At 69.2% G+C, this 25,138-nt stretch carries 18 protein-coding genes; 6 read left to right on the top strand and 12 right to left on the bottom strand.

The genetic code is table 11. From position 1 onward, the window contains the following. The first annotated feature begins 5 nt into the window (after positions 1-5). On the top strand, positions 6-1,523 hold the full coding sequence (gene malQ / locus ACE3SG_RS17535) for a 4-alpha-glucanotransferase (RefSeq protein ID WP_374567151.1): 1,518 nt from the start codon (positions 6-8) through the stop codon (positions 1,521-1,523). Between the two features lie 88 nt (positions 1,524-1,611). Then, entirely contained in the window at positions 1,612-2,901 is a 1,290-nt protein-coding gene (locus ACE3SG_RS17530; protein WP_374567149.1) for an alpha-amylase family glycosyl hydrolase, read from the top strand. Here the strand turns inward: ACE3SG_RS17530 and ACE3SG_RS17525 are convergent. Then, entirely contained in the window at positions 2,870-4,657 is a 1,788-nt protein-coding gene (locus tag ACE3SG_RS17525; protein WP_374567147.1) for a hypothetical protein, read from the bottom strand. The two genes, ACE3SG_RS17530 and ACE3SG_RS17525, sit on opposite strands and share 32 nt — an antisense overlap. A gap of 163 nt (positions 4,658-4,820) precedes the next feature. Between ACE3SG_RS17525 and ACE3SG_RS17520 the strand changes: the two genes are divergently transcribed. After that, positions 4,821-5,042, top strand: coding sequence for a hypothetical protein (locus ACE3SG_RS17520; RefSeq protein ID WP_374567146.1), 222 nt, complete (start codon positions 4,821-4,823; stop codon positions 5,040-5,042). A gap of 226 nt (positions 5,043-5,268) precedes the next feature. Here ACE3SG_RS17520 and ACE3SG_RS17515 read toward each other — a convergent pair whose 3' ends face one another. The 4 genes from ACE3SG_RS17515 to ACE3SG_RS17500 all read right to left on the bottom strand — a co-directional run bounded on the left by ACE3SG_RS17515 (position 5,269) and on the right by ACE3SG_RS17500 (position 10,732). Then, positions 5,269-5,859: a DUF4377 domain-containing protein gene (locus ACE3SG_RS17515; RefSeq protein WP_374567144.1), complete on the bottom strand. Its 591-nt coding sequence runs from the start codon at positions 5,857-5,859 to the stop codon at positions 5,269-5,271. Between the two features lie 207 nt (positions 5,860-6,066). After that, on the bottom strand, positions 6,067-7,947 hold the full coding sequence (locus ACE3SG_RS17510; protein ID WP_374567142.1) for a glycoside hydrolase family 13 protein: 1,881 nt from the start codon (positions 7,945-7,947) through the stop codon (positions 6,067-6,069). Further along, a complete protein-coding gene (locus tag ACE3SG_RS17505; RefSeq protein ID WP_374567141.1) occupies positions 7,944-9,101 on the bottom strand; it encodes a hypothetical protein in 1,158 nt (385 codons plus the stop codon). The genes ACE3SG_RS17510 and ACE3SG_RS17505 overlap by 4 nt, the downstream gene beginning before the upstream one ends. Next, positions 9,098-10,732, bottom strand: coding sequence for an alpha-amylase family glycosyl hydrolase (locus ACE3SG_RS17500; RefSeq protein WP_374567139.1), 1,635 nt, complete (start codon positions 10,730-10,732; stop codon positions 9,098-9,100). Before ACE3SG_RS17500 ends, ACE3SG_RS17505 begins: the two co-directional genes overlap by 4 nt. A gap of 299 nt (positions 10,733-11,031) precedes the next feature. Between ACE3SG_RS17500 and ACE3SG_RS17495 the strand changes: the two genes are divergently transcribed. Together ACE3SG_RS17495 and ACE3SG_RS17490 are read left to right on the top strand one after the other, a co-directional pair. After that, positions 11,032-13,680: an alpha-1,6-glucosidase domain-containing protein gene (locus ACE3SG_RS17495; protein ID WP_374567137.1), complete on the top strand. Its 2,649-nt coding sequence runs from the start codon at positions 11,032-11,034 to the stop codon at positions 13,678-13,680. A gap of 75 nt (positions 13,681-13,755) precedes the next feature. After that, positions 13,756-15,675, top strand: a complete 1,920-nt coding sequence (locus ACE3SG_RS17490) for a glucokinase (RefSeq protein WP_374567135.1) — start codon at positions 13,756-13,758, stop codon at positions 15,673-15,675. Between the two features lie 17 nt (positions 15,676-15,692). Here the strand turns inward: ACE3SG_RS17490 and ACE3SG_RS17485 are convergent, their stop codons facing one another. The 6 genes from ACE3SG_RS17485 to ACE3SG_RS17460 form a co-directional block, all read right to left on the bottom strand. Continuing rightward, the gene (locus ACE3SG_RS17485; RefSeq protein ID WP_374567133.1) at positions 15,693-17,213 is read right to left on the bottom strand and encodes a UdgX family uracil-DNA binding protein; all 1,521 of its coding nucleotides are present in this window, start codon (positions 17,211-17,213) and stop codon (positions 15,693-15,695) included. Between the two features lie 15 nt (positions 17,214-17,228). After that, positions 17,229-18,494 (bottom strand): putative DNA modification/repair radical SAM protein, encoded by a 1,266-nt coding sequence (locus ACE3SG_RS17480; protein WP_374567348.1) that lies wholly within the window; start codon positions 18,492-18,494, stop codon positions 17,229-17,231. Positions 18,495-18,600: 106 nt separating this feature from the next. Next, the gene (purH, locus tag ACE3SG_RS17475) at positions 18,601-20,181 is read right to left on the bottom strand and encodes a bifunctional phosphoribosylaminoimidazolecarboxamide formyltransferase/IMP cyclohydrolase (RefSeq protein WP_374567131.1); all 1,581 of its coding nucleotides are present in this window, start codon (positions 20,179-20,181) and stop codon (positions 18,601-18,603) included. A 33-nt stretch (positions 20,182-20,214) separates the two neighbouring features. Further along, positions 20,215-20,451 carry a Fis family transcriptional regulator gene (locus ACE3SG_RS17470; protein ID WP_374567130.1) on the bottom strand — a complete coding sequence of 79 codons (237 nt, stop codon included), beginning with the start codon at positions 20,449-20,451 and terminating at the stop codon, positions 20,215-20,217. Between the two features lie 45 nt (positions 20,452-20,496). After that, on the bottom strand, positions 20,497-21,591 hold the full coding sequence (gene dusB / locus ACE3SG_RS17465; RefSeq protein WP_374567128.1) for a tRNA dihydrouridine synthase DusB: 1,095 nt from the start codon (positions 21,589-21,591) through the stop codon (positions 20,497-20,499). A 62-nt stretch (positions 21,592-21,653) separates the two neighbouring features. Next, positions 21,654-22,505 (bottom strand): substrate-binding periplasmic protein, encoded by an 852-nt coding sequence (locus ACE3SG_RS17460; RefSeq protein ID WP_374567126.1) that lies wholly within the window; start codon positions 22,503-22,505, stop codon positions 21,654-21,656. Between the two features lie 148 nt (positions 22,506-22,653). Here ACE3SG_RS17460 and ACE3SG_RS17455 point away from each other — a divergent pair, with 148 nt between their 5' ends. After that, the gene (locus tag ACE3SG_RS17455; protein ID WP_374567124.1) at positions 22,654-23,151 is read left to right on the top strand and encodes a YqaA family protein; all 498 of its coding nucleotides are present in this window, start codon (positions 22,654-22,656) and stop codon (positions 23,149-23,151) included. A 77-nt stretch (positions 23,152-23,228) separates the two neighbouring features. Here ACE3SG_RS17455 and ACE3SG_RS17450 read toward each other — a convergent pair whose 3' ends face one another. Continuing rightward, positions 23,229-25,133, bottom strand: coding sequence for a carbohydrate-binding module family 20 domain-containing protein (locus ACE3SG_RS17450; protein WP_374567122.1), 1,905 nt, complete (start codon positions 25,131-25,133; stop codon positions 23,229-23,231). Positions 25,134-25,138: the final 5 nt, after the last annotated feature.

Genomic DNA, 25,138 nt, shown 5'->3' with positions numbered 1-25,138 from the left:
GTCCCATGGACCTGACCCAGCGCAGCGCCGGCGTGCTGCTGCACATCACCTCGTTGCCCGGCCCGCACGGCATCGGCGATTTCGGCCCCGATGCGTTCCGCTTCGTCGACTGGCTGCAGTCGGCCGGCCAGCGCCTGTGGCAATGGCTGCCGAGCACGCCGATCGGCCCGGGCGATTCGCCGTACCAGGGCGTCAGCGCCTTTGCCGGCAGCCAGTGGATGGTGGCGCTGGAGCCGTTGGTCGAGCGCGGCTGGCTGGCCGCGCCGAGCGTGCCCGACGGCGGCTTCGACGCCGCCTGCGTCGACTACGGGCGGGTGCTGCCGTGGCGCGAAACGCAGTTGCGCGCGGCCGCCGCTGGCTTCGCCGCCAAGGCGACCAAGGCCGACCAGGCCGTGCACAACGCCTGGTGCGACGCCCAGGCCGGCTGGCTCGACGACTACGCCTTGTTCATGGCGATCCGCTCGCCCCGCGGCGGCCAGCCCTGGTGGCAATGGCCGGCGCCGCTGGCCCGGCGCGAGAAGGCGGCCCTGGCCGCCGCGCGCAACGAGCACGCCCAGGAGATCGCGTTCTGGAAGTTCGTGCAGTGGTGTTTCGACACCCAGTGCGCAGCACTGAAAAGTTATGCCAACGAGCGCGGCGTGTCGCTGATGGGCGATTTGCCGATCTTCGTCGCCCACGACTCGGCCGACTGCTGGTCGCGGCCCGACCTGTACCTGCTCGACGAGAACTTCCAGACCACGGTGGTCGCCGGCGTGCCACCCGACGACCTGGGGCCGCTCGGCCAGCGCTGGGGCAACCCGCTGTACCGCTGGGACAAGATGGCCGACGAGAACTACGCCTGGTGGACGGCGCGGGTGAAGCGCGCGCTGACCAGCGCCAACGTGTTCCGCATCGACCACTTCCGCGGCTTCGCCGGCTACTACGAGATCCCGGCCGACAGCCCGGATGCCAAGCGCGGCCGCTGGCTCGCCGGCCCGGGCAAGCCGCTGTTCGACGCGATCGAGCAGGCGCTCGGCAAGCTGCCGATCGTCGCCGAAGACCTGGGCTACATCACGCCCGACGTGCACGCGCTGCGCGACGGCTGCGGCTTCCCCGGCATGAAGATCCTGCAGTTCGCGTTCGGCGGCGACGGCACGCACGAGTTTCTGCCGCACATGTGGACGCCCAACAGCGTGGCCTACACCGGCACCCACGACAACGACACCGTGCGCGGCTGGTGGGACCACGCCAGCCCGCGCGAACGCGCCTTTGCCGGCAGCTACCTCGCCTGCGGCGAGCACGACGTGCACTGGGCGATGATCCGCGCCTGCTGCAACTCGGTCGCCAACACCGCGGTGTTCCCGCTGCAAGACGTGCTGGGCCTGCCCAGCAGCCACCGCATGAACATCCCCGGCGTGCTGGGCGGCAACTGGGGCTGGCGTTTCCGCTGGCCGATGATCGACGCCGAGACCACCCGCGTGCTGGGCCTGATCACCGCCGCCAGCGGCCGCGGGCCGTTCGAGCTGTTGAAACTGCCTTGCTGATGAAGGCACCCACCACGGAGTGGCCACCATGCCTTGCCGCCGTTTGTCCCGACCCGCGGTCTTGCTGGCGGCTTGCCTGAGCCTTGCCATGCCTGCTGCCGCCCAAGCCACCGATGCCCTGCCGCCCGACAACGTGACGCATGCGCCCTGGTCACGCCAGGCCGTGATCTACGAGGTCAACCTGCGCCAGTACACGCCCGAGGGCACGATCAAGGCCTTTGCCGCGCACCTGCCACGGCTGAAGGCGATGGGGGTCGACATCCTGTGGCTGATGCCGGTGCACCCGATCGGCCTGATGCAGCGCAAGGGCACGCTTGGCAGCTACTACGCGGTGCGCGACTACCTGGGCGTGAACCCCGAGTTCGGCACGATGGACGATCTGCGAGCGCTGGTGCAGCAGGCGCACGCGATGGGCATGAAGCTGATCCTCGACTGGGTGCCCAACCACACCGCCTGGGACAACCCCTGGGTCGGCCAGCATCCCGACTGGTACAAGAAGAACGCCAAGGGTGAGATCTACCCGGTCACCTTCGGCGAAGGCGAGCACAAGGAAGAGTGGACCGACGTGGTCGCGCTCGACTACACCCAGCCCGGGCTGCGCCAGGCGATGATCGAGGCGATGTCGTTCTGGGTCCGCGAGGTCGACGTCGACGGTTTCCGCTGCGACGTAGCCGGCCTGGTGCCGATGCCGTTCTGGCGCGAGGCCCGGGCGGCGCTGGACAAGATCAAGCCGGTCTTCATGCTGGCCGAGTGGGACGCGCCGACGATGCACGACGGCGCGTTCGACATGACCTACGACCTCGGGCTGTACGACGTGTTCAAGGCGGTGGCCAAGGGCCATGCGGGCAAGTCGGTGCTGGTGCAGTTTCTGATGCAGCCCAAGCAGGCCTTCCCGGCGGACGCCTACCGCATGCGCTACACCGCCAACCACGACAGCAACTCGTGGCAGGCCAGCGATGCCGAGGCCTTCGGCCCGTCGCTGCAGGCCTTTGCGGTGTTGGCCGCCACGCTGCCCGGCATGCCGCTGCTGTATGGCGGCCAGGAGGGTGGGCTGGACAAGCGGCTGCAGTTCTTCGAGAAAGACCCGATCGCCTGGAAGAACTACCCGCTGGGCGACTTCTACACCCGCCTGTTCAAGCTCAAGCACGAGCACCCGGCGCTGGTCAACGGCGCGCTCGGCGGCCCGTTGCAGATCGTCGAACTGGGCCACCCCACGCTGTTCGCCTTCCAGCGCACCCGCGACGAAGACCAGGTCACCGTGGTCGTCAACCTGTCGCCCACCCCGCAGTCCCTGTCCGCCCACCCGGTGCTGGGGGATGTGAAGCTGGACGGCTGGGGCTGGCGCATCACGACGAAGGACGGGGTGAGGCTGCCCTGACCCAGGCGCGGCACGCGGCCTCGTCGGCCGCGCCGGGCCGGGTGGTGACGAAGGGCAGGTGATCGCTCGAGCCATCCACCGGCTTGAAGCGCAGGGTCTGCGGCGGGCCGTCGGTCGTTTCGATGGCGAGCTCGACGTCGCGCGAAACGTCGCCGCCGTAGATCGACCAGCTCGACAGCCGCGCGCCGTTGCGCAACCCTGCGCGGTGCGCCGGGCCGTCGGGCTGCACACCGCGCACCTGTCGATCGGCGAACGAGTCGGTCGAGAAGCCGAGCACCCAGCGCGGCTCGTCGCGCCAGCCGAGCGTGAAACAGGGGCCCGCCAGGCCTGCGTCGTCGAGCGGCAGGTCGAGGCCCTCGTCGATGAAGTCGTGCACGTCGCGGCGGGGCTGCTCGCCCAGCCAGGGTGTCAGCCCGTCCAGCACGTGGTCGCTGGCCAGCGGGCGGTTCGCCGCGTCGCCGGGCGCGATCAGCAGGGATTTCAACGCGGTGTCCAGGCCGTCATGCTGCTTGCGGCGCAATATCCTGTCCCAGCGCATCGCCAGCAGTTCGCCGCGCGCATAGAGCTGCTGGCCGGCGTCGCGGTCGCTGAAGAAGCGCGGCGCGATGCTGGCGACCGTGGCGTTGCGCGCGGGCGAGCGCCAATAGCGCTGCAACACCTCGGTCAATTCATCGGCGTAGCGTGGCAGTGACCACAGCGCGCTGGCCAGCAGCAACCGGTGGGTGTAGTAGTTGGTGAAGCCTTCCGAGAACCAGTAGTCGCTGACTTGCTGCGCGGGGCCCTCGGCCAGCGAGCCGAAGCGATGGGGGATCCACTGGTGCAGGTTCTCGTGCCCGACCAGCGATTCGAAGGCGCTGTTGCCAGGGCCGAAATCGGCGCCAGCGTGCAGCACGGCAGCGTGGTCCACCAGCGTGCCACCAAAGTCGCCGGCGCTGAAGTTGGGCGTCAGCACCACCCATTGAGGTGCGGCCTGCTCGTCACCCCAGAACCGGCGATGTGCGTCCAGCAGGCTCGCCACTTCGTCGGCGAATCGCCCGTCTTCGACCTGGAACTTGTGGCGCACCGCGGTGTGGACCGGGCCGCTGGCCAGGCGGCGTTCGGCGAGGCGCCAGCCCGGGCCGCCGGCGTAGAACGCGTGGCGCAGCCGCTCGGGCGAGGCCTGCAGCGCCCACTCGGTCGCCGGCCCCTGGCCTGTACCCAGGCTGCTGAACGCAGGGGCACCAGGCTGGCCCGGCTGCAGCACGGTCACGCATTGGCGTGGGGTGGTGCGGTCGCCCCATGGCTCGACGCTGGGCAGCACGCCGTAGCCGAAGAACTGGAACCAATCGGCACCGATCTGTGTGCGGTACATCTGCGCCTGGTCCTGCGGCCGGCCGTCGTCCGGGTCGGGCAGGGCCGCGCGAGCGCTGTAGGCCACCCGAACCGTGCCGCCTGCGGGGTGGTCGACGCGCCAACGGTTCGGCAACTCGGCCTGGGCCACCGTGACGCCGGGCCCCACCCCGTGCCAGCCGGTCAGGGCCGCGGCGAAGTCGTCCACGCCGGCCCACGACGGCATCACGCGGATGAAGGTTTCACGCCGGTCGTCGGCGGGGAACTCGAGCTCCACCTCGAGCGCGCGAGGCGAGCGCTCGTAGTGCGGCGTGATGCGGTAGTGCAGCACGCAGGTGGGCGAGGCAGGCTCGGCCGCCTGTGCGGCCGGGGTGGACAACACCGTGGCCGCAACGGTCAGGCCGATCAGGACGTGAATTTTTCGCATGCGTGGCAGTTGATGACGGCCCATGGGAGTCACGTCCCACAAGCAGGGGATGGGCGTCCCGCGGGATGGGGATGCCAATGGAGGCTGTTCAGGCGTCAGATACGCCCAAGGGCCGCAGGCTTCGGCCAGGCCCCGCGTGGATGATGTCCAAGGAGGGCTGACCATGAAAACCGATCTCCGCTTGCAGTTTCCCGACCGCCGGCACTACGAGCTGCGATTCCAGTCGCTGTTCGACGCCGGTCGCGCCTACGCTTTCGAGTGCGACGCCGAAGGCTGCGTCAACCTCGACAGCCTCAGCGCCCGCGCCAAACTGAATTACCTGTACGCCCGATCGGTGATCGGGCGCGAGTTCTCGGTGCCCGAGGTCAAGCGGCGGCACCATTAGTTGGCCCCCACGCCCCCTCCGGGGGCTGCCTTGCAGGCCGCGCCGAGCCAGAGGCTCGGCCCTTCGCTAGGCACGAACAGTCCTCAGGACTGTTCATGTCCGAGTGAAGCCCCCGAGGGGGCTCGCGCAGCGGACTGGCGAAGCCAGATCCGCGCACGCCACTTGATGCGCGGCGACGCTTCGCGCACCTTTGACAAGCACGAACGGGGATGAACGCGCCACCCTTTCAATCCAAGCAGGTCTGGCGGAAGGTGGCACTCGGTGCTGTGCAGGTGATGCCCAGCAGGTGCATCGGCCCGACGGGCGAGTTCTGGTGGTCGAAGCGCAGCAGCAGGCCCAGGCCGCCGGTGCGCGCCGCTTCGATGACCATGCAGTTCTCGGCCGTGCAGGTGAGCGTGCGGCGGTTGAACAGCTGGTAGGTGGTGTCATTGACCTTGGTGATCGACGACGGCTCGGTGACCGAGATGTCGAAGGTCTCGGCGCGCGGCACGGCGGTCTTGGCCAAGACGTCGATCAGTTCGGTTTTTTCGCTGGAGCCGTCGATCGGCGGTGGGCTGACCTCTGTGATTCGGACCTTCACCTGGTAGCGGTAGCCCATCTCGTAGCTGAAGCCACGGATGCCGGCGTACTGAAACTCCCACGCGCTGCTGGCGCTGGAGCGGGTCTGCAGGCACAGCGTGGGCATGTAGCTGTAGCACTCCTGCTCGCTGCTGTGCACCTCCCAGGTTTCTTCACGTGATTCTTCGCCCCCGCCGCAAGAGGCGACGGTGACAGCCGCCAGCAGCATGGCCGCGGCTCGGTAGATGGTTTGTTGCATGGACGCTCCCTCGAAAACGTCCATGCTAGTGCAGTGTTCGACGCTATGCGGAACATAAGACCGCGCCTTTGGCCGCCTTGCGTCGTTGCAAATCCTCGCGATGCCACCGGGCATCGCTGTGGTTTGCGCCTAGCCAGACGACCAAATCCATCGGTCTTCTTGCGTTCCGCCTAGCATCAAACACTGCACTGGCTTAGGCCTAACAGCTCACTGGCGCGACACGTCGATCACCAGCGCCGAGCGCGGCGGCACGACCAACTCATGGCCCAGGTCGACCATGGCGTCGCTGAACAACTCGCGCCCCTTGGCGTTGGCGGGCAGCAGTTCGGCGAAGCGGCGGGTGTCGAGCTTGACCTCGGTGGTGGCCTTGCTCAACACCACCATCACCTTGGCGCCTGTCCGCTCGTCGTGGCGAAAGTAGGTGTAGGTGCCGCGATCGGGCGCGTAGTGAACCAGCCGGCCACGCTGCACCGCGGCCGAGGTCTTGCGCCAGTTGAACAAGCGCCTGACGAAGGCCTGGGTCTCGCGCTGGGCGGTGCTCAGGCCCTGGCCGGTGAACGCGTTCACCGGGTCGCCAGCCCAGCCGCCGGGAAAGTCGCTGCGCACGATGCCGTCGTTGCGCTCGATCGGGCTTGTCATCAGGATCTCGCTGCCATAGAACATCTGCGGCGTGCGCGCGATCGTCGCGATGTAGGCCAGCGCCAGCCGGTTCAGCGCCAGGTCTTCACCCAGCGCCGAGAAGACGCGGTTGGTGTCGTGGTTGCCTTCGAACAGCACCAGCTTTGACGGCTCGGGGTACTGCATGTCGTCGACCAGCGCCTCGTACAAGCGGCCGAGGCCCACGCCGTAGCCCTGGCCCTCGGGCTCGACCAGCGCCTGGCGCAGCGCACCATGCAGCGGAAAGTCCATCATGCTGGGCATCGGCGAGACGTAGCCGTCGTGGTTGCGGTGGCCGCGCAGCCAGTAGGCGACCATCGCCGGGTGGTCGGTCATCTCTTCGCCGACGATCGACAGGTGCGGGTACTCGGCCATGATCGCGCCCGACCAGCGGGCGAGGAAGGCCTTGTCCGAGTACGGGTAGGTGTCGGCGCGAATGCCCGACAGCCCGGCGTACTCGATCCACCAGATCGCGTTCTGCACCAGGTAGGTGGCCAGCAGCGGCTGGCGCTGGTTCAGGTCGGGCATGGTCGGCACGAACCAGCCGTCGGTCATGCCGGCCTTGTCGCTGGCCGCTGCGTAGCGGTCCTGCACGGTCACATGGCGGTGGTTGGTCTCGACGTAGTGGTCGGGGTGGTTCAACCAGTCTGTCGCCGGCAGGTCTTGCATCCACCGGTGGCCCGAGCCGATGTGGTTGGGCGCCAGGTCCATGATCACGCCCAGCCCCTTGGCGCGGGCCTGGTCGACGAGCTGCCGATAGTCCTCGTTGCTGCCGAAGCGCGGGTCGATGCGGTACAGGTCGGTGGCCGAGTAGCCGTGGTACGAGTGTTTCGCCTGCTTGTTCTCGACGATCGGCGTGGGCCACAGCTGCGTGAAGCCGAGGCCGGCGATGTAGTCCAGGTGCTGGGCGATGCCCTGCAGGTCGCCGCCGTGGCGCCCGCCGGGGTCGGCGCGGTCGACCGGGTCGCCCAGCGCGTCGGCGTTGTCGTTGGCCGGGTCACCGTTGGCAAAGCGGTCGGGCACGACGAGGTAGATCGCGTCGGCCGGGCCAAAGCCCTGGCGCTGGGCCGAGCCCGGCGCGCGGGCGCGCAGCGTGTAGGGCTGGCGCAGCGCCACGGTGTGGCCGCGCAGGAAATCGATCGTGATCGTGCCGGCCTTCGCGCCGGGGGCGATGTCGAGGTCGATGAACAGGTAGTTCGGATTGCCGGCCGAACGGCTGGTGAGCAGCTTGACGCCCGGAGCTTTCACCCGCGGCTGCAACTCGGCGATGCGCTCGCCATGCACCATCAGCTGCAGCGGGCGGTGGTGCATGCCCACCCACCAGAACGGCGGCTCGACGCGGTCCGGCGCCTGGGGGGCGCTGGCGGCCGACGCCACATGGGGCAGGGCAAACAGGGCGGCGCACAGCCAGGCGGCCAGGCATCGTTTCATGTCGTGATCTCGGATGGTGGGTGTTGGCCATGGGGGCCGAGCTGGCGATGCTCGGCCAGCCGGCGCTTGGCGGCGTAGTCGGCGCGCAGCGCGTCGTGGCTCTTGTGTTCGTCGCCCCAGAACAGCGCCTGTTGCGCCCGCAACGCGTCGGCATGGTGGGTGAGCGCGTGCAGCAGCCAGTCGGCGCGCCGCAGCGTCGTCGGGGTGCAGCTGTGGCCGCGCAGGTCATCGTCCAGATCGAGCACGTGCGAGCGCCATTGCTCGGCCCAGTACAGCGCTTCGGCGCTGCCGCCGAGGGCGTCGGCCCAGCGCCGCACGATGCCGTCCAGCCAGGCGAGCACGGTGGCGCTCGCGCCGCGCTCGGCGATGGTGGCGCGCATCCAGCGGTAGGTCTCGAGCGCGATGGTCTTTTCGAGCCGGAAGGCCGCCAGCGCGGCGGCCTCGCCGCGCGTGTCGGCCAGCGCCAGCAGGTGGCCCGAGTGGTTGCGCGTCTCGAATCGCTCGGCCGGGTGGAACAAGGGCACGTCGGTGCCGCAGCCGGCCGTGTTGAAGTGGCGCCGCGGGTCGAAGCGGTACATGTAGCCGAAGTCGAACAGGCGCAGCTGCCGCCCATCGTCGAGGATGTTGCCGCTGCACCAGTCCCACTCGAAGAAGCCTTCGGTCCACAGCGCGCACGCGGTGTACAGGATCTGGGCGAGCCGGCGCTCGTCCCAGTCGGCCACCGGCTGGCCCTCGATCCACGGCGACAGGATCACACCGTGGCGGTACGAGGCGTAGCGGGTGTCGACGATCGCCGCCCAGCGCGCCGGGCCGGCGGGGTCGCGTTGCTTCAGCGCGGCCAGGTCGATGCGGCGCTGCACCTCGTTGAGGAACGAGGTCTGGCCGTCGATGTTCTTCACCAGCGCCTGCGGGCGGGCGCGCTTGAGCGCCCAGTCGCGAGGCTGCGCACGCAGGCGAAAGACCTTCGCCGTCAGGCCCGAGTCGAACCGCTCGACGACCGGCAACTGGCCGGGCGCACCGGCCGCCAGCGTGTCGACCGGCCACGGCAGGCCTTGCGGCTCGCCGAACGCCAGCTCGGCGCCGCTGGCTTCGAACGCGAGCTGCTCGGCCTGGCGCTCGGCTTCGAGCGTGGGCGTGGGCACAGGCGGTGTCATCGGATGTCGAACACCCGGATCGATTGCGGCGGCAGCGTCAGCGTGTCGCCAGGCGCGCTGTCGGCGCCCGCCGGGTACAGCGCCGCGAGCCGGTCGCCAGGCCCCAGCGCCGGCACACGCAGCTGGGCGGCCTGCGTGCCGTAGTTGATCAGCACCAGCGTGCGCTCGTTGCCCAGGCGGCGCTGGAAGCCCAGCACCAGGCCCTCGGCGAAGCTCTGGTCGAAGCTGCCGCGGGCGATCGATGGCCGGCTGTTGCGCAGGCCCAGCAGGGCTTGGTAGAAGGCGTGCAGCGAGCTTGGGTCCTTGGCTTCGGCGGCGGCGTTGAAGGCGGCGGCGTTGGGGGCGATCGGGCGGAACGGCGTGCCGCTGGTGAAACCCTGGGGGCCCGAGGGGGCCGACCAGCTCATCGGCGAGCGCAAGGGCATGTCGCCGTCGAGCTGCGTCACACCGGCCTGGCCGATCTCTTCGCCGTAGTAGACGAAGGGCGTGCCGGGCTGCAACAGGTAGCCGGCCGCGGCAACGCGGTAACGCGCCAGGTCGCCGCCGACCTGGTCCCACAGGCGCTGGCCGGCGAAGATGTCGTGGTTGGAGACGAAGGTCGCCATCGTCGGCGACGCCGTGCGGTAGAACTCGGCCAGCTTCTGCACCGACTCGGGCCGGCCGCGCGCCGCTTCGACAAAGTGCTGCGTGTAGCCGAACGCGAACGCACCGCCGCAGACGGCGGGGTCGCCGTAGGCCGCGGGCTCGGCGGTGGCTTCGCAGACCACGTAGCGCTGCGGGTACTGCTTGATCAGGTCCTGCAGCTGCTTGGTCAGGCGGCGGCTTTCGGGCTGGTCGTTCCAGTGCACCGCGTCGTTCTCGATCATGTGCGGCACCGCGTCGAGGCGGTAGCCGTCGAGCCCACGGTTGAGCCAGAAGCGCAGGCTGTCCAGGTGGTAGGCCAGCACGGTCGGGTTGCGCAGGTTGAAGTCGGGCATGTGCGGGCCGAAGGTGCCGAAGTAGAAGCCCTTGGCGCCCGGCGGGGGCTTCGGCAGGTCCTTCGGGTGGCCCTTGAACAGCCAGGGCTGCGAAGCGGCGTGGTACCAGGGGTAGTTGCCCCAGATGTCCCAGCCCGCGGGCGCCGTGTCGCTCCAGATGAACCAGTCGCGGTACGGGTTCGACGGCCCCTTCAGCGCCTCGACGAACAGCGGGTGCTGGGCGGCGCTGTGGTTGATCACGTAGTCCATCACCACGCCGATGCCGCGCGCATGGGCCTGCTGGATCAGCTCGTCGAAGTCGGCCAGCGTGCCGTACTCGGGCGCGACGCTGCGGAACTCGCTGGTCGCGTAGCCGTGGTCACCGTCGGCGTTGCGCTGGATCGGCATCAGCCACAGGCCCTTGATGCCGAGGTCTTTCAGGTAGTCCAGGCGCGAGGTCAGGCCGCGCAGATCGCCGATGCCGTCGCCGTCGCTGTCTTGGTAGGCGCGAACGAAGATCTCCATGAACGCGCCGTGCTGCCAGCCTTCGGGCAAGGCGCTGGGCGTCGGCTGGAACGGGACCGGGCTCAGGTCGACCGGCTGGGCCTGGGCGGCCGCCGCAGCGGCCAGCAAGGCGGCGAGCCCGGCGCGGCCAAGACGAAGAATCGGGTTCATGGGGTGCTGAAGAAGGCACGCGCCGGGCCCGGCGAGGATCGGCGCGATGTAGTAAAGATACGAGGTATGCGACGGCAATCGAGAGGCCAGGATAGAGGATTCTTCATGGCAGTGGAATCCATGAGTGCACCAATGATGTAGTTTTGTTACTGTGCAAACTGCCGTCGCGCGACGGCGCCGCGTGGCATGGAGCAAGCACTTTGACGACCCGACGACGCGCGCCGATCCGGCGTGCCACCTTGATCTGTTGGATGGCCGGCCTGGCGCTCGCGCCGGCGTGGGCCACCGGCGCCTCGCCCATGAACGCCGTGCAAGCCGACTGCGACGTGGCCGATGGGCAGACGGTGCTGCAACCTTCGGCCGGCCCGGCGGATGCCCGCGCGGTGTGGCTCGATCGGCAGCAGCTGCAATGGCCGGGGGCCGACGCCGGCGCCGTTGCCGGCAGCCGCTTCCGGCTTGTCCACAGTGCCGGCGGTCGGCTGGTGCTGGCCAAGGGGCAGGCGGTGCAGGGTGCCGATGCGGCGTTCGTGCTCGGCGCCACCCAGGCGGCCGAGCCGGCCCCACGCTTCAAGCACCTGGCCGCCGGCGCGCGGCTGCGGCTGGCGGCCGACGATGCAGCCCAGCTGCCGGCGTTGATCGGCGGCCAGTGGGCCCTGGTGCACGAAGCCGCCGATGCAACGGTGCTCGATGCGACATCGGTTCAGCTGCCGGCCCTGCTGGACGATCTGTACGCGCCGGCGCAGCAATTGGCGCAGCTCGGCGTGACGGTGCAAGCCCAGGCGACGCGCTTCGAGCTGTGGGCGCCGACCGCGCGGGCCGTCACGCTGTGCGTCTACCCGCGCGGCAGCGGCCACGCCGAGGCCGCACGCATGCTGCAACGTGACGACGCGACCGGTGCCTGGCGCCACACCGAGGCCACCGACTGGCGCGGCCGCTACTACCGCTACCTGGTCGACGTGTTCGTGCCCGGCACCGGCTGGGTGCGCAACCGCGTGACCGACCCCTACGCCGTCAGCCTGACGACCGACTCGCAGCGCGCCTACATCGCCAACCTCAACGATGCGCGCCTGAAACCGGCGGGCTGGGACGCACACCGTGCACCGGACAAGGTGCAGGCCAACACCGACATGGTGGTCTACGAGCTGCATGTGCGCGACTTCTCGGCCAGCGATGCCAGCGTGCCGCCTGCGCACCGCGGCAAGTACCTGGCCTTCACCGACACCGCGTCGCGCGGCATGCGGCACCTGCGCGCGCTGGCCCAGGCGGGCCTGACCGACATCCACCTGCTGCCGGTGTTCGACCTGGCCACGGTGCCCGAGCGGGGCTGCGTGGTCCCGCGGGTGCCGAGCGCCGCGCCCGACAGCCCGGCCCAGCAGGCCTCCGTGATGGCCGATGCGGCGCGCGACTGCTTCAACTGGGGCTACGACCCGTTCCACTACAGCGCGCCCGAGGGCAGCTACGCCACCGACCCGGCCGATGGTGCGGTGCGCATCCGCGAGTTCCGCGCGATGGTGATGGCGCTGCACCGCGCCGGCCTGCGCGTCGGCATGGACGTGGTCTACAACCACACCGCCGCGGCCGGGCAGCACGCCAAGGCGGTGCTCGACCGCATCGTGCCGGGCTACTACCACCGGCTCGACGCGAACGGCGTGGTCGAGCGCTCGACCTGCTGCGACAACACCGCGACCGAGCACGCGATGATGGCCAAGCTGATGACCGATTCGGTCAAGCTCTGGGCCACGCAGTACCGAATCGACTCGTTCCGCTTCGACCTGATGGCGCACCAGCCGCGCGCGGCGATGCAGGCGCTGCAGCGCGAGGTGAACGCCGCCACCGGCCGCCACGTGAACCTGATCGGCGAGGGCTGGAACTTCGGCGAGGTGGCCGATGGCCGACGCTTCGTGCAGGCCTCGCAGCTGTCGCTCAATGGCAGCGGCATCGGCACCTTCAGCGACCGCGGCCGCGACGCCGTGCGTGGAGGCTCGGCCGGCGACGAGGGCGAAGCGCTGGTGACGCGCAAGGGCTATGTCAACGGGGCGGCCGAGGGCCCGCGCGACGAGGCGATGCGCCTGGCCGACCAGGTGCGCATCGGCCTGGCCGGCACCTTGCGCGACTACGAGATGCTCACCTGGCAGGGCCAGGCCCGGCGGCTCGAGCAGATCGACTATGCCGGCCAACCGGCGGGTTATGCCAGCGAGCCGGGCGAGGTGGTCAACTATGTCGAGAACCACGACAACCAGACGCTGTTCGACAACAACGCGCTGAAGCTGCCGCACGACACCACCGGCGCCGAGCGGGCGCGGGTGCAGATGCTGGCCGCGGCGATCAACCTGTTCAGCCAGGGCGTGGCCTACTTCCATGCCGGCATCGACACGCTGCGCAGCAAGTCGCTCGACCGCAACAGCTACGACTCGGGCGACTGGTTCAACCGCCTCGACTGGTCGTACCAGACCAACCACTTCGGCACCGGCCTGCCGCCGCAGCGTGACAACCAGAGCAGCTGGCCGGTCTTTCAGCCGCTGCTGGCCGACAAGACGCTGCCGCCCAAGCCGCGCGACATCGCCTGGGCGCGAGACGCGTTTCGTGACCTGCTCGCGGTGCGTGCCAGCACGCCGCTGTTTCGTTTGCGCGACGCGGCCGAGGTGCGGCAACGCCTGAGCTTTCCGAACAGCGGTCCGCAGCAGAACCCGGCCGTGCTGGTGGGCCGGCTCGACGGGGCGGGCCGCGCCGACGCGCGCTTCGGCGAGCTGCTGTACTTCGTCAACGTGGCCGAGACGGCGCAGACGCTGATGCTGCCGGAGCTGGCGAAGGGCGCGGCCTGGCGACTGCACCCGGCCCAGGCACGGCGTGGCGCGGCGGACTTGCGTGCCCGCGAAGCCCGTGTCGACGCCGCGTCAGGCGGCTTCACGATCCCGCCGCGCACCGCGGTGGTTTTCGTGCGCGGGTAGCACCGAGCGAGGCTGGCCATGAAGCGCTCGATAATGGCCCACCTCACGCCAGGCGCACCGCGCAAATCGTCCCCCATGGCATCGTTCGACAGCCCCCGGCTGATTGCCGACATCGGCGGCACCTACGCCCGCTTCGCGCTCGAGGTGGCCCAGGGCGAGTTCACGCAGATCGCCTCGTTGCGCTGCGCGGACCACGCCGACTTCCACGCCACCGTCAGCGCCTACGTCGCCACCTTGCCGGCCGGCACGCAGATCCAGCACGCCGCGGTGGCGATCGCCAACCCGGTCGAAGGCGACCAGGTGCGGATGACCAACTACCACTGGCAGTTCTCGATCGAGCAGATGCGCCAGCGCCTGGGGTTGGAAACGCTGGTCGTGCTGAACGACTTCACCGCGCTGGCAATGGCGCTGCCGCGGCTGGGGCCGAAAGACCTGCGCCAAGTGGGCGGCGGCAATGCCCGCAAGCAGAACGTGATCGGGCTGCTCGGCTCGGGCAGCGGCCTGGGCGTGTCGGGCCTGATCCCGGCCGGCGATGGCTGGATCTCGCTCGGCTCCGAGGGTGGCCACACCAGCTTCTCGCCGCGCGACGAGCGCGAGATCGCGATCCTGCGCCATGCCTGGAAACAGTACGACCATGTGTCGTTCGAGCGCCTGCTGTCGGGCCCCGGGCTGGAGTTGATGCACAAGGCGCTGGCCGACCACGCCGGTGAAAAGGCCGACAACCTGAGCGCGCCCGAGATCACGCAGCGTGCGCTCGACGGCACCGACAAGCTGTGCGTCGACACGCTGGAGGTCTTCTGCGCGCTGCTCGGCACTGCGGCGGCCAACCTGGCGGTCACGCTGGGGGCGCTGGGTGGCATCTACATCGGCGGCAGCATCGTGCCGCGCCTGGGCTCGTATTTCGACCGCTCGCCGTTTCGCGACCGGTTCGAAGACAAGGGCCGCTTCAGCCGCTACCTGTCAGACATCCCGACCTTCGTGATCACGGCCGAGCACGCGACCTTCATCGGCGCGTCGGCCATTCTCGAAGCGCAGCTGCGCACGATCAGCAGCGCGCCGGCCTCGGCGGTGCTGACGCAAATCCGCCGTGCGCGCGGCGAGCTGACGCCGGCCGAGCTGCGCGTGGCCGACCATGTGCTGGCGCACCCGCGCTCGGTGCTGAACGACCCGATCGCCGAGATCGCCAAGGCCGCGCAGGTGAGCCAGCCGACGGTGATCCGCTTCTGCCGCTCGCTCGGTTGCGAAGGCCTGTCGGACTTCAAGTTGCGGCTGGCGAGCAGCCTGACCGGCACGGTGCCGATCACGCACACCCAGGTCACCACCGACGACTCGATGCTGGAGCTCGGCAGCAAGGTGCTGGGCAACACCGCGTCGGCGATCCTGCAGGTGCGCAGCCAGCTGAACCGCGAAATGATCAACCGCGCGATCGAGACGCTGCTCGATGCGCAGCGCATCGATTTCTACGCGCTCGGCCACTACGGCGTGGTGGCGATGGACGCGCAGTTCAAGTTCCTGCGCTTTGGCCTGCCGAGCATGGCCTACACCGACCCGCGGCTGCAGATGCTGGCCGCCGGCGTGCTGAAGCCGAAAGACGTGGTGGTCGTGATCAGCGCGAGCGGCCGTTTGCCCGAGCTGCTGGAGGTGGTCGAAAAAGCCAAGTCACGCGGCGCCGCGGTGATCGCCATCACCGCCAGCCAGTCACCGCTGGCCAAGCGCGCCGACGTGGCGCTGATCATCGACTACCCCGAAGACGTGACCACCCATTTGCCGATGGTCACCCGCATCCTGCACCTGCTGGTGATCGACATCCTGGCGGTGGGCGTGGCGATGCGGCGCCAGGTGCTCGACGACGACCAATTGCTGGTCACGTCGAATGGCGAAGGCGCTGTCGAGGCCGAGGCCGACGCCGCCGTGGATGGCGACAAGGCGCGCATCGGATCACCAAGCGCCGGCGCGTCGTCGTCGCTGGCGAAACTGACGTCGCACAGCCGCTGACGAGCACGGCGCGCAGCTCAGCTGCTGCGCAGCTGCGCCAAGTCGTCGACCCACCGGCGCCACGCTGACGCCTGCCGCTCGGCCGGCATGCGCAGCAGCGCGGCGGGGTGCCAGGTCACCAGCACCGGGCGGCCGTCGGCTCGCCGCCGCCATTGGCCGCGTTCACGTTCGATCGCGACGCGCTTGCCCAGCAGGGCCTGGGCCGCCGTGGCGCCCAGCGCCACCAGGCGGTCCGGCGCCACCGCGTCGATCTCGTGCTGCAGCCAGCCGTTGCAGGCGAGGATCTCTTGCTGGCCCGGCGTCTTGTGCATTCGCCGGCGGCCACGCAGTTCGAAGCCGAAATGCTTGACCGCGTTGGTGAGATACAGGCCCGCGCGGTCGACGCCGGCTTCGGCCAGCGCCCGCGCCAGCAGCTCGCCGGCCGGGCCGACGAATGGCCGGCCCTGCAGATCTTCCTGGTCGCCCGGTTGCTCGCCCACCACCATCACGCGGGCCTGCCGCGGGCCTTCGCCCCACACCAGCTGGGTGGCCTGCAGGCCGTGGGCGCAGGCCTTGCAGCTTGAGGCGGCGGCCCGGGCCGTGGTCAGTGCATCTGCCGGGTTGGCATCGGCGGCGACGATGGGCGGCAAAGCCTGCGCGGGACGATGGCGGCGCGGCGCGGTGGCGGGCCGGTCGACCATCGCCTGGGTGCGCTGCGCGGCGGCCATGGCCAAGGGGCCGATCAGGCTGGCCTCGGGCAGGTTGTGCCAGTAGCGGCGCGGCATCTCGCCGGCCATCGTCTGCAGCTTCAGGCGGGCCGGGTTGAAGATGCTGGCGTAGTAGGCCAGCCACAGCGCCTGCTTGTCGTCGTCGAGCGGGATGTCCGCCCGCCGCGCCGGGCCGCCGTGGTGCAGCCGTTCGCCGTCCCACGAGATGCTGGCGCGTGGCGTGAAGATGGCCCAGCGCATGCTGGCGAAGCGGCGCCGGAAGAAGTCGGCCTGCGACGCGACGATGTGGTGCCGCGGCTCGAACCAGGCCACGAACTGCGGGCCGTCGGGCGTGGCCCGCTCATGAAATCGCACGAAGGCGCGCATCTTGTGCTGCTCGTGGCGCACCGGGCGCGCCAGGGCGGCGGCGGCCATCCAGTCGGCATCCAGCGGGTCGTTGCGCAAGGCGGGTTCCTGCTGCAAGCGCCAGAGCAGGCGGTAGAGCAGGCCGAAGCGTTGCGGGTCGTAGTGCAGCAAGGCCGCGTCGGCCAGCTCGATGAATGCGGGCGGTACGCGCGGCGTGTCGATCGGGCGGGCCGGCGTTGCAGGGGTGGCGACGCCGGCGGGCGCTTCGTCGAAGAGTCCGGCCGGCGGGCGCCAGGTGTCGGCCGTGCGGTACTTGCCCGTGTCTGCATCGAAGTGCGATTCGGCCGCCCCGAGGGTGCCGCCAGGCGCTGCGGGCCGCACCTGCCAGTCGACCTGCTCGGGCGGCACGCCGGCGCGCAGCAGCGCGCGGGCCTCGCGCCGCCAGCCGTCCACGTCGGCGTCATCGTGCAGCAGGATGGTCTGCATCGGGCTTGCGGGGCCTCAGGCGTCGAACAGCGACGGCTGGGCGGGCACCGGCGCCAACCGGTGGGCCAATGCGGGGTCGTCCAGTTGCCGGCGCGGGGTGTGGTCGGCCGTCACCACGAAGGGCAGCACCTTTTTCAGCGACACGCGCAGGCGCTTCAGGTCTTCGTTGCGCAGCCGGCGCACGCGACGGCTTTGCAGGATTCGCTCGACCGTCTGCACGCCCAGGCCAGGCACCCGCAGCAGCAGCTCGCGCGGCGCGCGGTTGATGTCGACGGGGAAGCGCTCGCGATGCGCCAGCGCCCAGGCGAGCTTCGGGTCGACCTCGAGCGCCAGCAGGCCGCTCGATGCGGGCACGATCTCGTCGGCGTCGAAGCCGTAGAAGCGCATCAGCCAGTCGGCCTGGTAGAGCCGGTGTTCGCGCACCAGCGGCGGGGCTTGAAGCGGCAGCTGCTTCGACGCGTCCGGTATCGGGCTGAAGGCCGAGTAGTACACGCGCTTCAGGCCGTAGCTGGCGTACATCGTGTGGCTGGTCGCCAGGATGGTGCGGTCATCGGCCGCGTCGGCGCCGACGATCATCTGGGTGCTCTGGCCCGCCGGGGCGAAACGTGGCGGTGCGACCCGAGCCGGCTTCAACGATGCGCCGGCTCGGGGCGCCAAAGGCGCGGCGGCCTGCTTCGCATCTTCGATCAGCAGATGCATGCGCGCCATCGAGCGGCGGATGCCGGTGGCGTCTTTCTCCGGCGCGAGGGCTTGCAGGCCGGCCGGGGTGGGCAGCTCGAGGTTGATGCTGAGCCGGTCGGCATGGCGGCCTGCGCGCGCGAGCAGTTCAGGCGCCGCATCGGGGATCGTCTTCAGGTGGATGTAGCCGCGAAAAGCATGGTCCTCCCGCAGCGAGCGGGCCACCTCGACCAACTGCTCCATCGTGTAGTCGGGGCTGCGGATGATGCCGCTGGACAGGAACAAACCTTCGATCAGGTTGCGGCGGTAGAAATCGAGCGTCAGCTGCACGACTTCGTCGGGGCGGAAGCGGGCGCGCGGCACGTTGCTGCTGACGCGGTTGACGCAGTACAGGCAGTCGTACTGGCAATGGTTGGTCAGCAGCAGCTTGAGCAGTGAGACGCAGCGGCCGTCGGGCGTGAAGCTGTGGCAGATGCCCATGCCATCGGTCGAGCCCAGGCCTTGGCCATCGCTCGAATCGCGCTTGACGCTGCCGCTGGACGCGCAGGACGCGTCATATTTGGCCGCATCGGCCAGCACGGCGAGTTTGTCCAGCAGCTCCATGACAATACTGTACATAAATACAGTATCTGCGCTGCGGCCGTGGGCATCAGGCCCATGAAAAAACGCCGCACGGTGGCGGCGTTTGGCGGCGGGCCCGAAGGCGCGATCAGTGCCGGAAGTGGCGGGTGCCGGTGAGCACCATCGCGATGCCGCGCTCGTCGGCGGCGGCGATCACTTCGTCGTCACGCATCGAGCCGCCCGGGTGGATCACGCAGCTCGCGCCCGCGTCGACCACCACGTCCAGCCCATCACGGAACGGGAAGAAGGCGTCGCTGGCCACGGCGGTGTCTTGCAGCGTCAGGCCCGCGTGACCGGCCTTGATGCTGGCGATGCGGGCGGAGTCGAGGCGGCTCATCTGGCCGGCGCCGACACCCATCGTCATACCGTCCTTGCAGAAGACGATCGCGTTGCTCTTGACGAAGCGCGCGACGGTCCAGGCGAAGCGCAGGTCGGCCAGTTGCTGCGGCGTGGGCTGCTTCTTGGTGACGACCTTGAGCTCGCCGACGATGTCGATGTTGTCGGCCGATTGCAGCAGCATGCCGCCCCCCACCCGTTTGAAATCGAGCGGGTTCGACTGCTGGCTGATCGGCACTTCGAGCAGGCGCACGTTGGTCTTGCTCGCGTAGGCCGTGCGCGCGGCCGGCGTGATCGCCGGTGCGATCGCGACCTCGACGAAATGCTTGCGCGCGTTGATCGCTTCGACCACGTCGGCATCGAGCGGGCGGTTGAAGGCGATGATGCCGCCGAAGGCCGAGGTCGGGTCGGTCTTGAAGGCCTTCTCGTAGGCTTCGAGCAGCGTCGCGCCCACGGCCACGCCGCAAGGGTTGGCGTGCTTGACGATCACGCAGGCCGGTTGGTCGAAGGCCTTCACGCATTCCCACGCCGCATCGGCGTCGGCGATGTTGTTGAAGCTGAGTTCCTTGCCCTGGATCTGCGTCCACTGCGCCAGCGTGCCGGCGGCCGGCTTGGCTTCGCGGTAGAACGCGGCCGATTGGTGCGGGTTCTCGCCGTAGCGCATGCCCTGCACCTTGTGCAGCTGGAGGTTGAAGACCTGCGGGTACTCGGCCTTGGTCGGCACCTCGGCGGTCTTGTCTTCCGAGCCGGCTTCGAGCGCGGTCAGGTAGTTGGTGATCATGCCGTCGTAGGCCGAGGTGTGCGCGAACACCTTCTTGGCCAGCATGAACTTGGTGGCGCGTTGCAGGCCACCGGCCTGCAGCTCGCCCAGCACCTGCGGGTAGTCGGTGGGATCGATCACCACGCCCACGTCCTGCCAGTTCTTCGCCGCGGCGCGCAGCATCGCCGGGCCGCCGATGTCGATGTTCTCGATCGCGTCGTCGAGCGTGCAGTCGGCCTTGGCCGTGGCTTGCGCGAACGGGTAGAGGTTGATGATCAGCAGATCGATCGTGCCGATGCCGTGCTCCTTCAGCGCGGCCATGTGGGCCGGCACGTCACGCCGCGCCAGCAGGCCACCGTGCACGCGCGGGTGCAGCGTCTTCACGCGGCCATCGAGCATCTCGGGAAAGCCGGTGATCTCGGAGACCTCGGTCACCGGCAAACCGTTGTCGGCCAACAGCTTGGCCGTGCCGCCGGTCGACAGCAGCTTGATGCCTTGCGCATGCAGCGCGCGGGCGAAGTCGACGATGCCGGTCTTGTCGGAGACCGAGAGCAGAGCGGTGAGGTCAGCCATGGTGGTGGGTGCGATCAATGGAAAGGAAATCGGTCACTTGATGAGCTTGTGCTCAACGAGTTTGCGGCGCAGTGTGTTGCGGTTGATGCCCAGCCATTCGGCGGCCTTGCTCTGGTTGCCCTCGGCCTGGCGCATCACGACGTCGAGCAGCGGCTTCTCGACGGTCAGGATGACCATGTCGTGCAGCGAGTGCGGCTCTTCACCGTTCAAGTCCTTGAAATACTGGTTCAGCGTCTCGCGGACGCAGTCTTCGATGTTCTTCTTGCTCATGAAAAAGGAAGGCCCGCCTCGCGGCGGGCTCCGGCAAAACGGCGCTCAGGCGAGCAGGGCGATCTGGTCCTGGTTGGCGGCGGCGTCAGCCACCGCCGGCAGGCGTTCGTGTTGGTCGGCCAGGTGGTCGAAAAAAGTCGTCACGGCGCGCAGCTGGGCGGCTGCGTCGTCCAAGGTGTTCATCACGGCGCGAAAAGCTTCGCCGCCGGGCAGGGCCCGCACGGCCCAGCCGATGTGCTTGCGCGCGCTGCGCACGCCGGTGTCTTCGCCGTACAGCGTGTAGTGGTCGGCCAGGTGTTCGGTCAGCCAGCGCTGCACGTCGCGCGTGGCCGGCGCCTCGCGGTGCGTGCCATGTGCCAGGTAGTGGGCGATGTCGTCGAAGATCCAGGGCCTGCCTTGCGCGGCGCGGCCGATCATCACCGCGTCGGCGCCGGTGGCGCGCAGCACCTCGGCGGCGCGCTCGGGGCTGTCGATGTCGCCGTTGGCGACCACCGGGATCTGCAGCGCGGCCTTGATCGCGGCCACCGTCTCGTGCTCGGCCTGGCCGCCGTAGCCTTGCTCGCGGGTGCGGCCATGCACGGTGACCATCGCCACGCCAGCGCCTTCAGCCGCACGGGCCAGCGACAGCGCGTTGCGCACCTCGGCGCACCAGCCGGTGCGCATCTTCAACGTGACCGGCACGCCGTGCGGCGCGCAGGCGGCGACCACCGCCTCGATGATGGCCAGTGCGCCCGGCTCGTCACGCATCAGCGCCGAGCCGGCCCACTTGTTGCACACCTTCTTGGCCGGGCAGCCCATGTTGATGTCGATGATCTGCGCGCCGCGGTCGATGTTGTAGGCGGCGGCCTCGGCCATCATCGCTGCGTCGGTGCCGGCGATCTGCACGGCGATCGGGCCGGGCTCGCCGGCGTGGTTGGCGCGGCGCGAGGTCTTCAGCGACTGCCACAGGTCCTTGCGCGAGGTCACCATCTCGCTCACCGCGTAGCCCGCACCCAGCCGCTTGCACAGCTGGCGGAACGGCCGGTCCGTCACGCCGGCCATCGGCGCGACGAACAGATTGTTCGCCAGCGTGTAGCGGCCCAGGCGCAGGGGGTGCAGCAGGGGCCGCGACAGCGGTTGAAGAAGGGGTGACGCGGGCATGGCTGCTCAAAAAGGAGGCAGGATTCTACCTGCCCGGCCCACCAGCCCCGGGCCCGGGGGCGTTACTTGTTCGTCTGCTTGCGCCAGAGCTGGATGCCCTTGTCGACGAAGCCACCCATCGTCTTTTCGCGGCTCAGCTTGTACAGCGCGCGGGCGATGCGGCCGCGCATCTCGGGCGTGTTGCAGGCCGAGCGGTGCGACAGCGTCAGGTACAGGTTCTCGCGCGCCACCGGCTCGCCCAGCATCTTCACGTCGGCGATGTTGCGGCGGGCCAGAAAGGCCTGGCCGGGGCTGTCTTCGTAGACCAGGTAGTCGGCGCGGCCGGCCTGCACGATCTGGATCGCCTGCTCCAGGCTGGCCACCTGGTTGATGCGCAGCTTGTCTTTGGCGTAGCGGTCGAACTCTTCGCCGAAGCTGTTGTTGATCACCGTCACGCCTTGCAGGCCGACCAGGTCGGGCCAGCGGCGGAACTTCAGCTTCTCGTTGTCGCCGCGGGTCCAGATCACCGAGCGCGTCTCGTGGAACGCCGGGTGAAAGTAGTCCATGTACTCGGTGCGCGGCTGGGTGAAGAAGGCCCCGGCGATCAGGTCGACATGGCCGAGCCGCACTTCTTCTTGCACGCGGCCCCAGGGGCCGCTGTACTGCACCTCGATCGGTACGCCGATCTCTTTGGCCAGCCACTGCATCAGATCGGCATTGGCGCCGATCAGGCGGTTCTCGTTGTCCGGGTCGCGCCACAGGAAAGGCGGGTACTCCGGGTTGCCCGAGGCCGTCAGCTGGGTGCAGCTTGGTTCCGCGGCCTGCAGCGGGCTGGCGAGCAGCAGCCCGAACCAAAGCCCACACAGTCCGACCGCGGCGGCGATGCGCCGGGTGCCTGTTCTCGGGTGACGGACGAAAGCGGCGATCTGCGGCATGGTGCGTCGTGGCGAGTGGAGGGCGTGCCACAGCATGCGATCACCTGCTGACACCGGGCTGATGGCAGCAGGGCAAGGGCATGCCGAACGATGCACTGTTGCACGGCCGGGGCCTGCCGGTCCCCCGGGGCTTCCATAATGCGCCGGCATGGAAGCAGGCATTGCGTCATGGGTGAACAGCCTGTTGGCCGCGTTGGCGGTGCCGAAGCTGGGCCTGAGCGCGGTCTTCGTCATCGCGGTGGTCTCGGCCACCTTGCTGCCGCTGGGCTCGGAGTTTGCGGTCATCGGGCTGGTCAAGCTCGACGAGGGGTTGTTCTGGCCGGCTGTGCTGGTGGCCACGGCGGGCAACACGCTGGGCGGCGCGATCACCTGGTGGATGGGCCTGGGGGCCGAGAAAGCCTACGAGCACCTGGCCCACCGCCGCCCGCACGAGGCGAGGGCGCTGCAGTGGCTGCAGCGCTTTGGTGCCAAGGCCTGCCTGCTGAGCTGGCTGCCGGTGGTGGGCGACCCGCTGTGCGCTGTGGCCGGCTGGCTGAAGCTGCCGTTCTGGCCCTGCGTGCTCTACATGGCGATCGGCAAGTTCGGCCGCTACCTCACGATGACGGCCGCCTTGCTGTGGTGGTTTCCGGGCCAGATCACGCTGTAGCGCGCGGATGAACGAAGGGGCGCTCGGCGCAACCTGACCTCGGCGGCTGGCGGTGACCCGCCAGCCGGAGCCTGCCTCTAGAACTTGAAGTTGCCGTCGTTCTGGGTCTTGGCCTTGCCCTTGGCGCAAGTGGTGAGTTCGCGGTTGCCGCTGGCGGTGGGCTGGTTGCTTTCCCAGACCGCCGTGCTGCCGTTCCACTTCACGTACTTGTACTGGACCGCCGTCTTGGCCGGCAAGTCGACCGTGCCTTTCCAGGTGGCGTTGGCGCCGCTGCCGACGATCGTCAGCCCGAAGCCCTTGGCCGGCGTCCAGTTGCCGAGCTTGGCCTGGTTGCCCACGACATACAGGCTCTCGCCCCAGCTGGTGTTGGCGTTGGCGATCTTGAAGGTCATCGCGCAGGTGCCACCCCCGCCGCCGCCGACCTTCTGCCCGGTGTAGATGACCACCGCCGGCACGGTGCTGCCGCCGTCGTTGGCGGCCACGGTGATCGCTGCGTTGCCGCTCGCGTCCACCGTCACGGTGCCGCCGGTGCAGCTGGCGCCGTCGGCGGCCAGCGTGCCTTGCACCACGTTGCAGTAGGTGCCGGCCGGCAGCGTGGTGGCAAAGGTCTTGGTCCAGCTGCTCGTGCTGTTGTTCAACGCGACGAAGCCGACATTGCCGCGGTTGAACGAGACCTGGTTGCCGTTGTTGCCAACCGCCCAGTTCTGCTGCGCTTGGCCGCTCATCGCCGAGCGGAACTTGACGATGTTGGAGATGTCGGTCCAGCGGTGCACGAAGTCCCAGGCCACATTGATCTGCGGCACGCCGTTGACATACGGGCTGGCGGTCGGCCGGTCGGCGTCGGCGTTGGTGAAACGGAAGCCCGAATGCAGCTGCGCCTCGCCATACCCTTGCGCCAGCATGAAGATGTTGGCCAGGTCGAAGCGTTTGGTGCCGTCAGTGTCGTTGATGGCGCCGGTGTGGTTGGCGGTGTTCAGCGAGCTGCCGTTGCGCTCGGTGTCCCAGTTGTTGACGAAGACCGTCGCGAACTGCGGCTGCACGAAGCCCCACGAGCCGCCCCAGTTGCCCCAGCTGCCCATGATCGACGGGATGGCCGACAGCGTCAGCCCGTTGTTGCCACGGAAGACGTCGCGCATCGCGTAGGTGAACTGGAACTCGTTCACCGTGCCGACGCTGAAATAGTCCGAGCGGGTCACGCCGCCGTCGGGAATGATCTCTTGCGTGACCCAGATGGTTTCGCCGGCCTTGGTCAGCGGGTGGGTCGACTTGACGGTGTTGAGGATGTTCAGCAGTGCCGACGCCGGCATGTGCTTGGCCGCGTCGATGCGAAAGCCGTCGACGCCCATGCTCAGCAGCGCGCGCAGGTAGTTGACGATCTGGCCCTGCACGTAGCCGCTCTCGGTGGCCAGGTCGGGCAGGCCGCCCATGCGGCAGTTCATCACCCGGTCGCGGGTGTCGGGGCTGTTGTAGTCGCTTTGCTGGATGTCGCAGCGGCTGTGGAAATCAGCCGCGCTGAAGAACGGGTAGCTCAGCGTGTCGGCGTTCCAGCTCGATCCGTCGGTCGCGGTGCCGCTGCCGTCGGCCATCTGGTTGACCACGATGTCGGCGTAGACCCGCACGCCGGCGGCGTGGCAGGTGTCGATCATCGTCTGCAGCTGGGCGGCATTGCCCATGCGGCTGGTCAGCGCCACGTAGTTGACCGGCTGGTAGACACCCCACCAGCCGTTGGCGTTCTTCGACGCGCCCGGCGGTGAGATCTGCACCGCGCCGTAGCCTTGCGGGCCCAGCCACTGGGTGCATTCGGTCGCGATGTCGTTCCAGCTCCACTCGAACATCTGGACCGAGGTGTCGCGGGGGTTCAGGGCGGCGTGGCTGCTGGCGGGTGCCAGAGCGGTCAGCAGCGCGGCGGCCAAAGCGGCAGCAAAAGGGGCGGCCAAGGGGGCGGCCAGGGCCGGGGCGAGTCGTCTCCGTTTGTTGTTCATGCTTG

The sequence above is a fragment of the Ideonella sp. genome, from assembly GCF_041914305.1.
Classification (GTDB): Bacteria; Pseudomonadota; Gammaproteobacteria; order Burkholderiales; family Burkholderiaceae_C; genus Ideonella.
Note: the sequence above shows the minus strand (reverse complement) of the source record. Positions and strands in the feature narration are given on the sequence as shown.

Bases quoted from the DNA above. Each gene is read 5' to 3' on its own strand.
- ACE3SG_RS17530 (WP_374567149.1), top strand. From the start codon at position 1,612: ATGCCTGCTGCCGCCCAAGCCACCGATGCCCTGCCGCCCGACAACGTG.
- ACE3SG_RS17495 (WP_374567137.1), top strand. From the start codon at position 11,032: ATGAACGCCGTGCAAGCCGACTGCGACGTGGCCGATGGGCAGACGGTG.
- ACE3SG_RS17520 (WP_374567146.1), top strand. From the start codon at position 4,821: ATGAAAACCGATCTCCGCTTGCAGTTTCCCGACCGCCGGCACTACGAG.
- purH (WP_374567131.1), bottom strand. From the start codon at position 20,181: ATGGCTGACCTCACCGCTCTGCTCTCGGTCTCCGACAAGACCGGCATC.
- ACE3SG_RS17485 (WP_374567133.1), bottom strand. From the start codon at position 17,213: ATGCAGACCATCCTGCTGCACGATGACGCCGACGTGGACGGCTGGCGG.
- ACE3SG_RS17450 (WP_374567122.1), bottom strand. From the start codon at position 25,133: ATGAACAACAAACGGAGACGACTCGCCCCGGCCCTGGCCGCCCCCTTG.
- ACE3SG_RS17525 (WP_374567147.1), bottom strand. From the start codon at position 4,657: ATGCGAAAAATTCACGTCCTGATCGGCCTGACCGTTGCGGCCACGGTG.
- ACE3SG_RS17455 (WP_374567124.1), top strand. From the start codon at position 22,654: ATGGAAGCAGGCATTGCGTCATGGGTGAACAGCCTGTTGGCCGCGTTG.
- ACE3SG_RS17505 (WP_374567141.1), bottom strand. From the start codon at position 9,101: ATGACACCGCCTGTGCCCACGCCCACGCTCGAAGCCGAGCGCCAGGCC.
- ACE3SG_RS17490 (WP_374567135.1), top strand. From the start codon at position 13,756: ATGGCATCGTTCGACAGCCCCCGGCTGATTGCCGACATCGGCGGCACC.
- dusB (WP_374567128.1), bottom strand. From the start codon at position 21,591: ATGCCCGCGTCACCCCTTCTTCAACCGCTGTCGCGGCCCCTGCTGCAC.
- ACE3SG_RS17510 (WP_374567142.1), bottom strand. From the start codon at position 7,947: ATGAAACGATGCCTGGCCGCCTGGCTGTGCGCCGCCCTGTTTGCCCTG.
- ACE3SG_RS17515 (WP_374567144.1), bottom strand. From the start codon at position 5,859: ATGCAACAAACCATCTACCGAGCCGCGGCCATGCTGCTGGCGGCTGTC.
- ACE3SG_RS17460 (WP_374567126.1), bottom strand. From the start codon at position 22,505: ATGCCGCAGATCGCCGCTTTCGTCCGTCACCCGAGAACAGGCACCCGG.
- malQ (WP_374567151.1), top strand. From the start codon at position 6: ATGGACCTGACCCAGCGCAGCGCCGGCGTGCTGCTGCACATCACCTCG.
- ACE3SG_RS17500 (WP_374567139.1), bottom strand. From the start codon at position 10,732: ATGAACCCGATTCTTCGTCTTGGCCGCGCCGGGCTCGCCGCCTTGCTG.
- ACE3SG_RS17480 (WP_374567348.1), bottom strand. From the start codon at position 18,494: ATGGAGCTGCTGGACAAACTCGCCGTGCTGGCCGATGCGGCCAAATAT.
- ACE3SG_RS17470 (WP_374567130.1), bottom strand. From the start codon at position 20,451: ATGAGCAAGAAGAACATCGAAGACTGCGTCCGCGAGACGCTGAACCAG.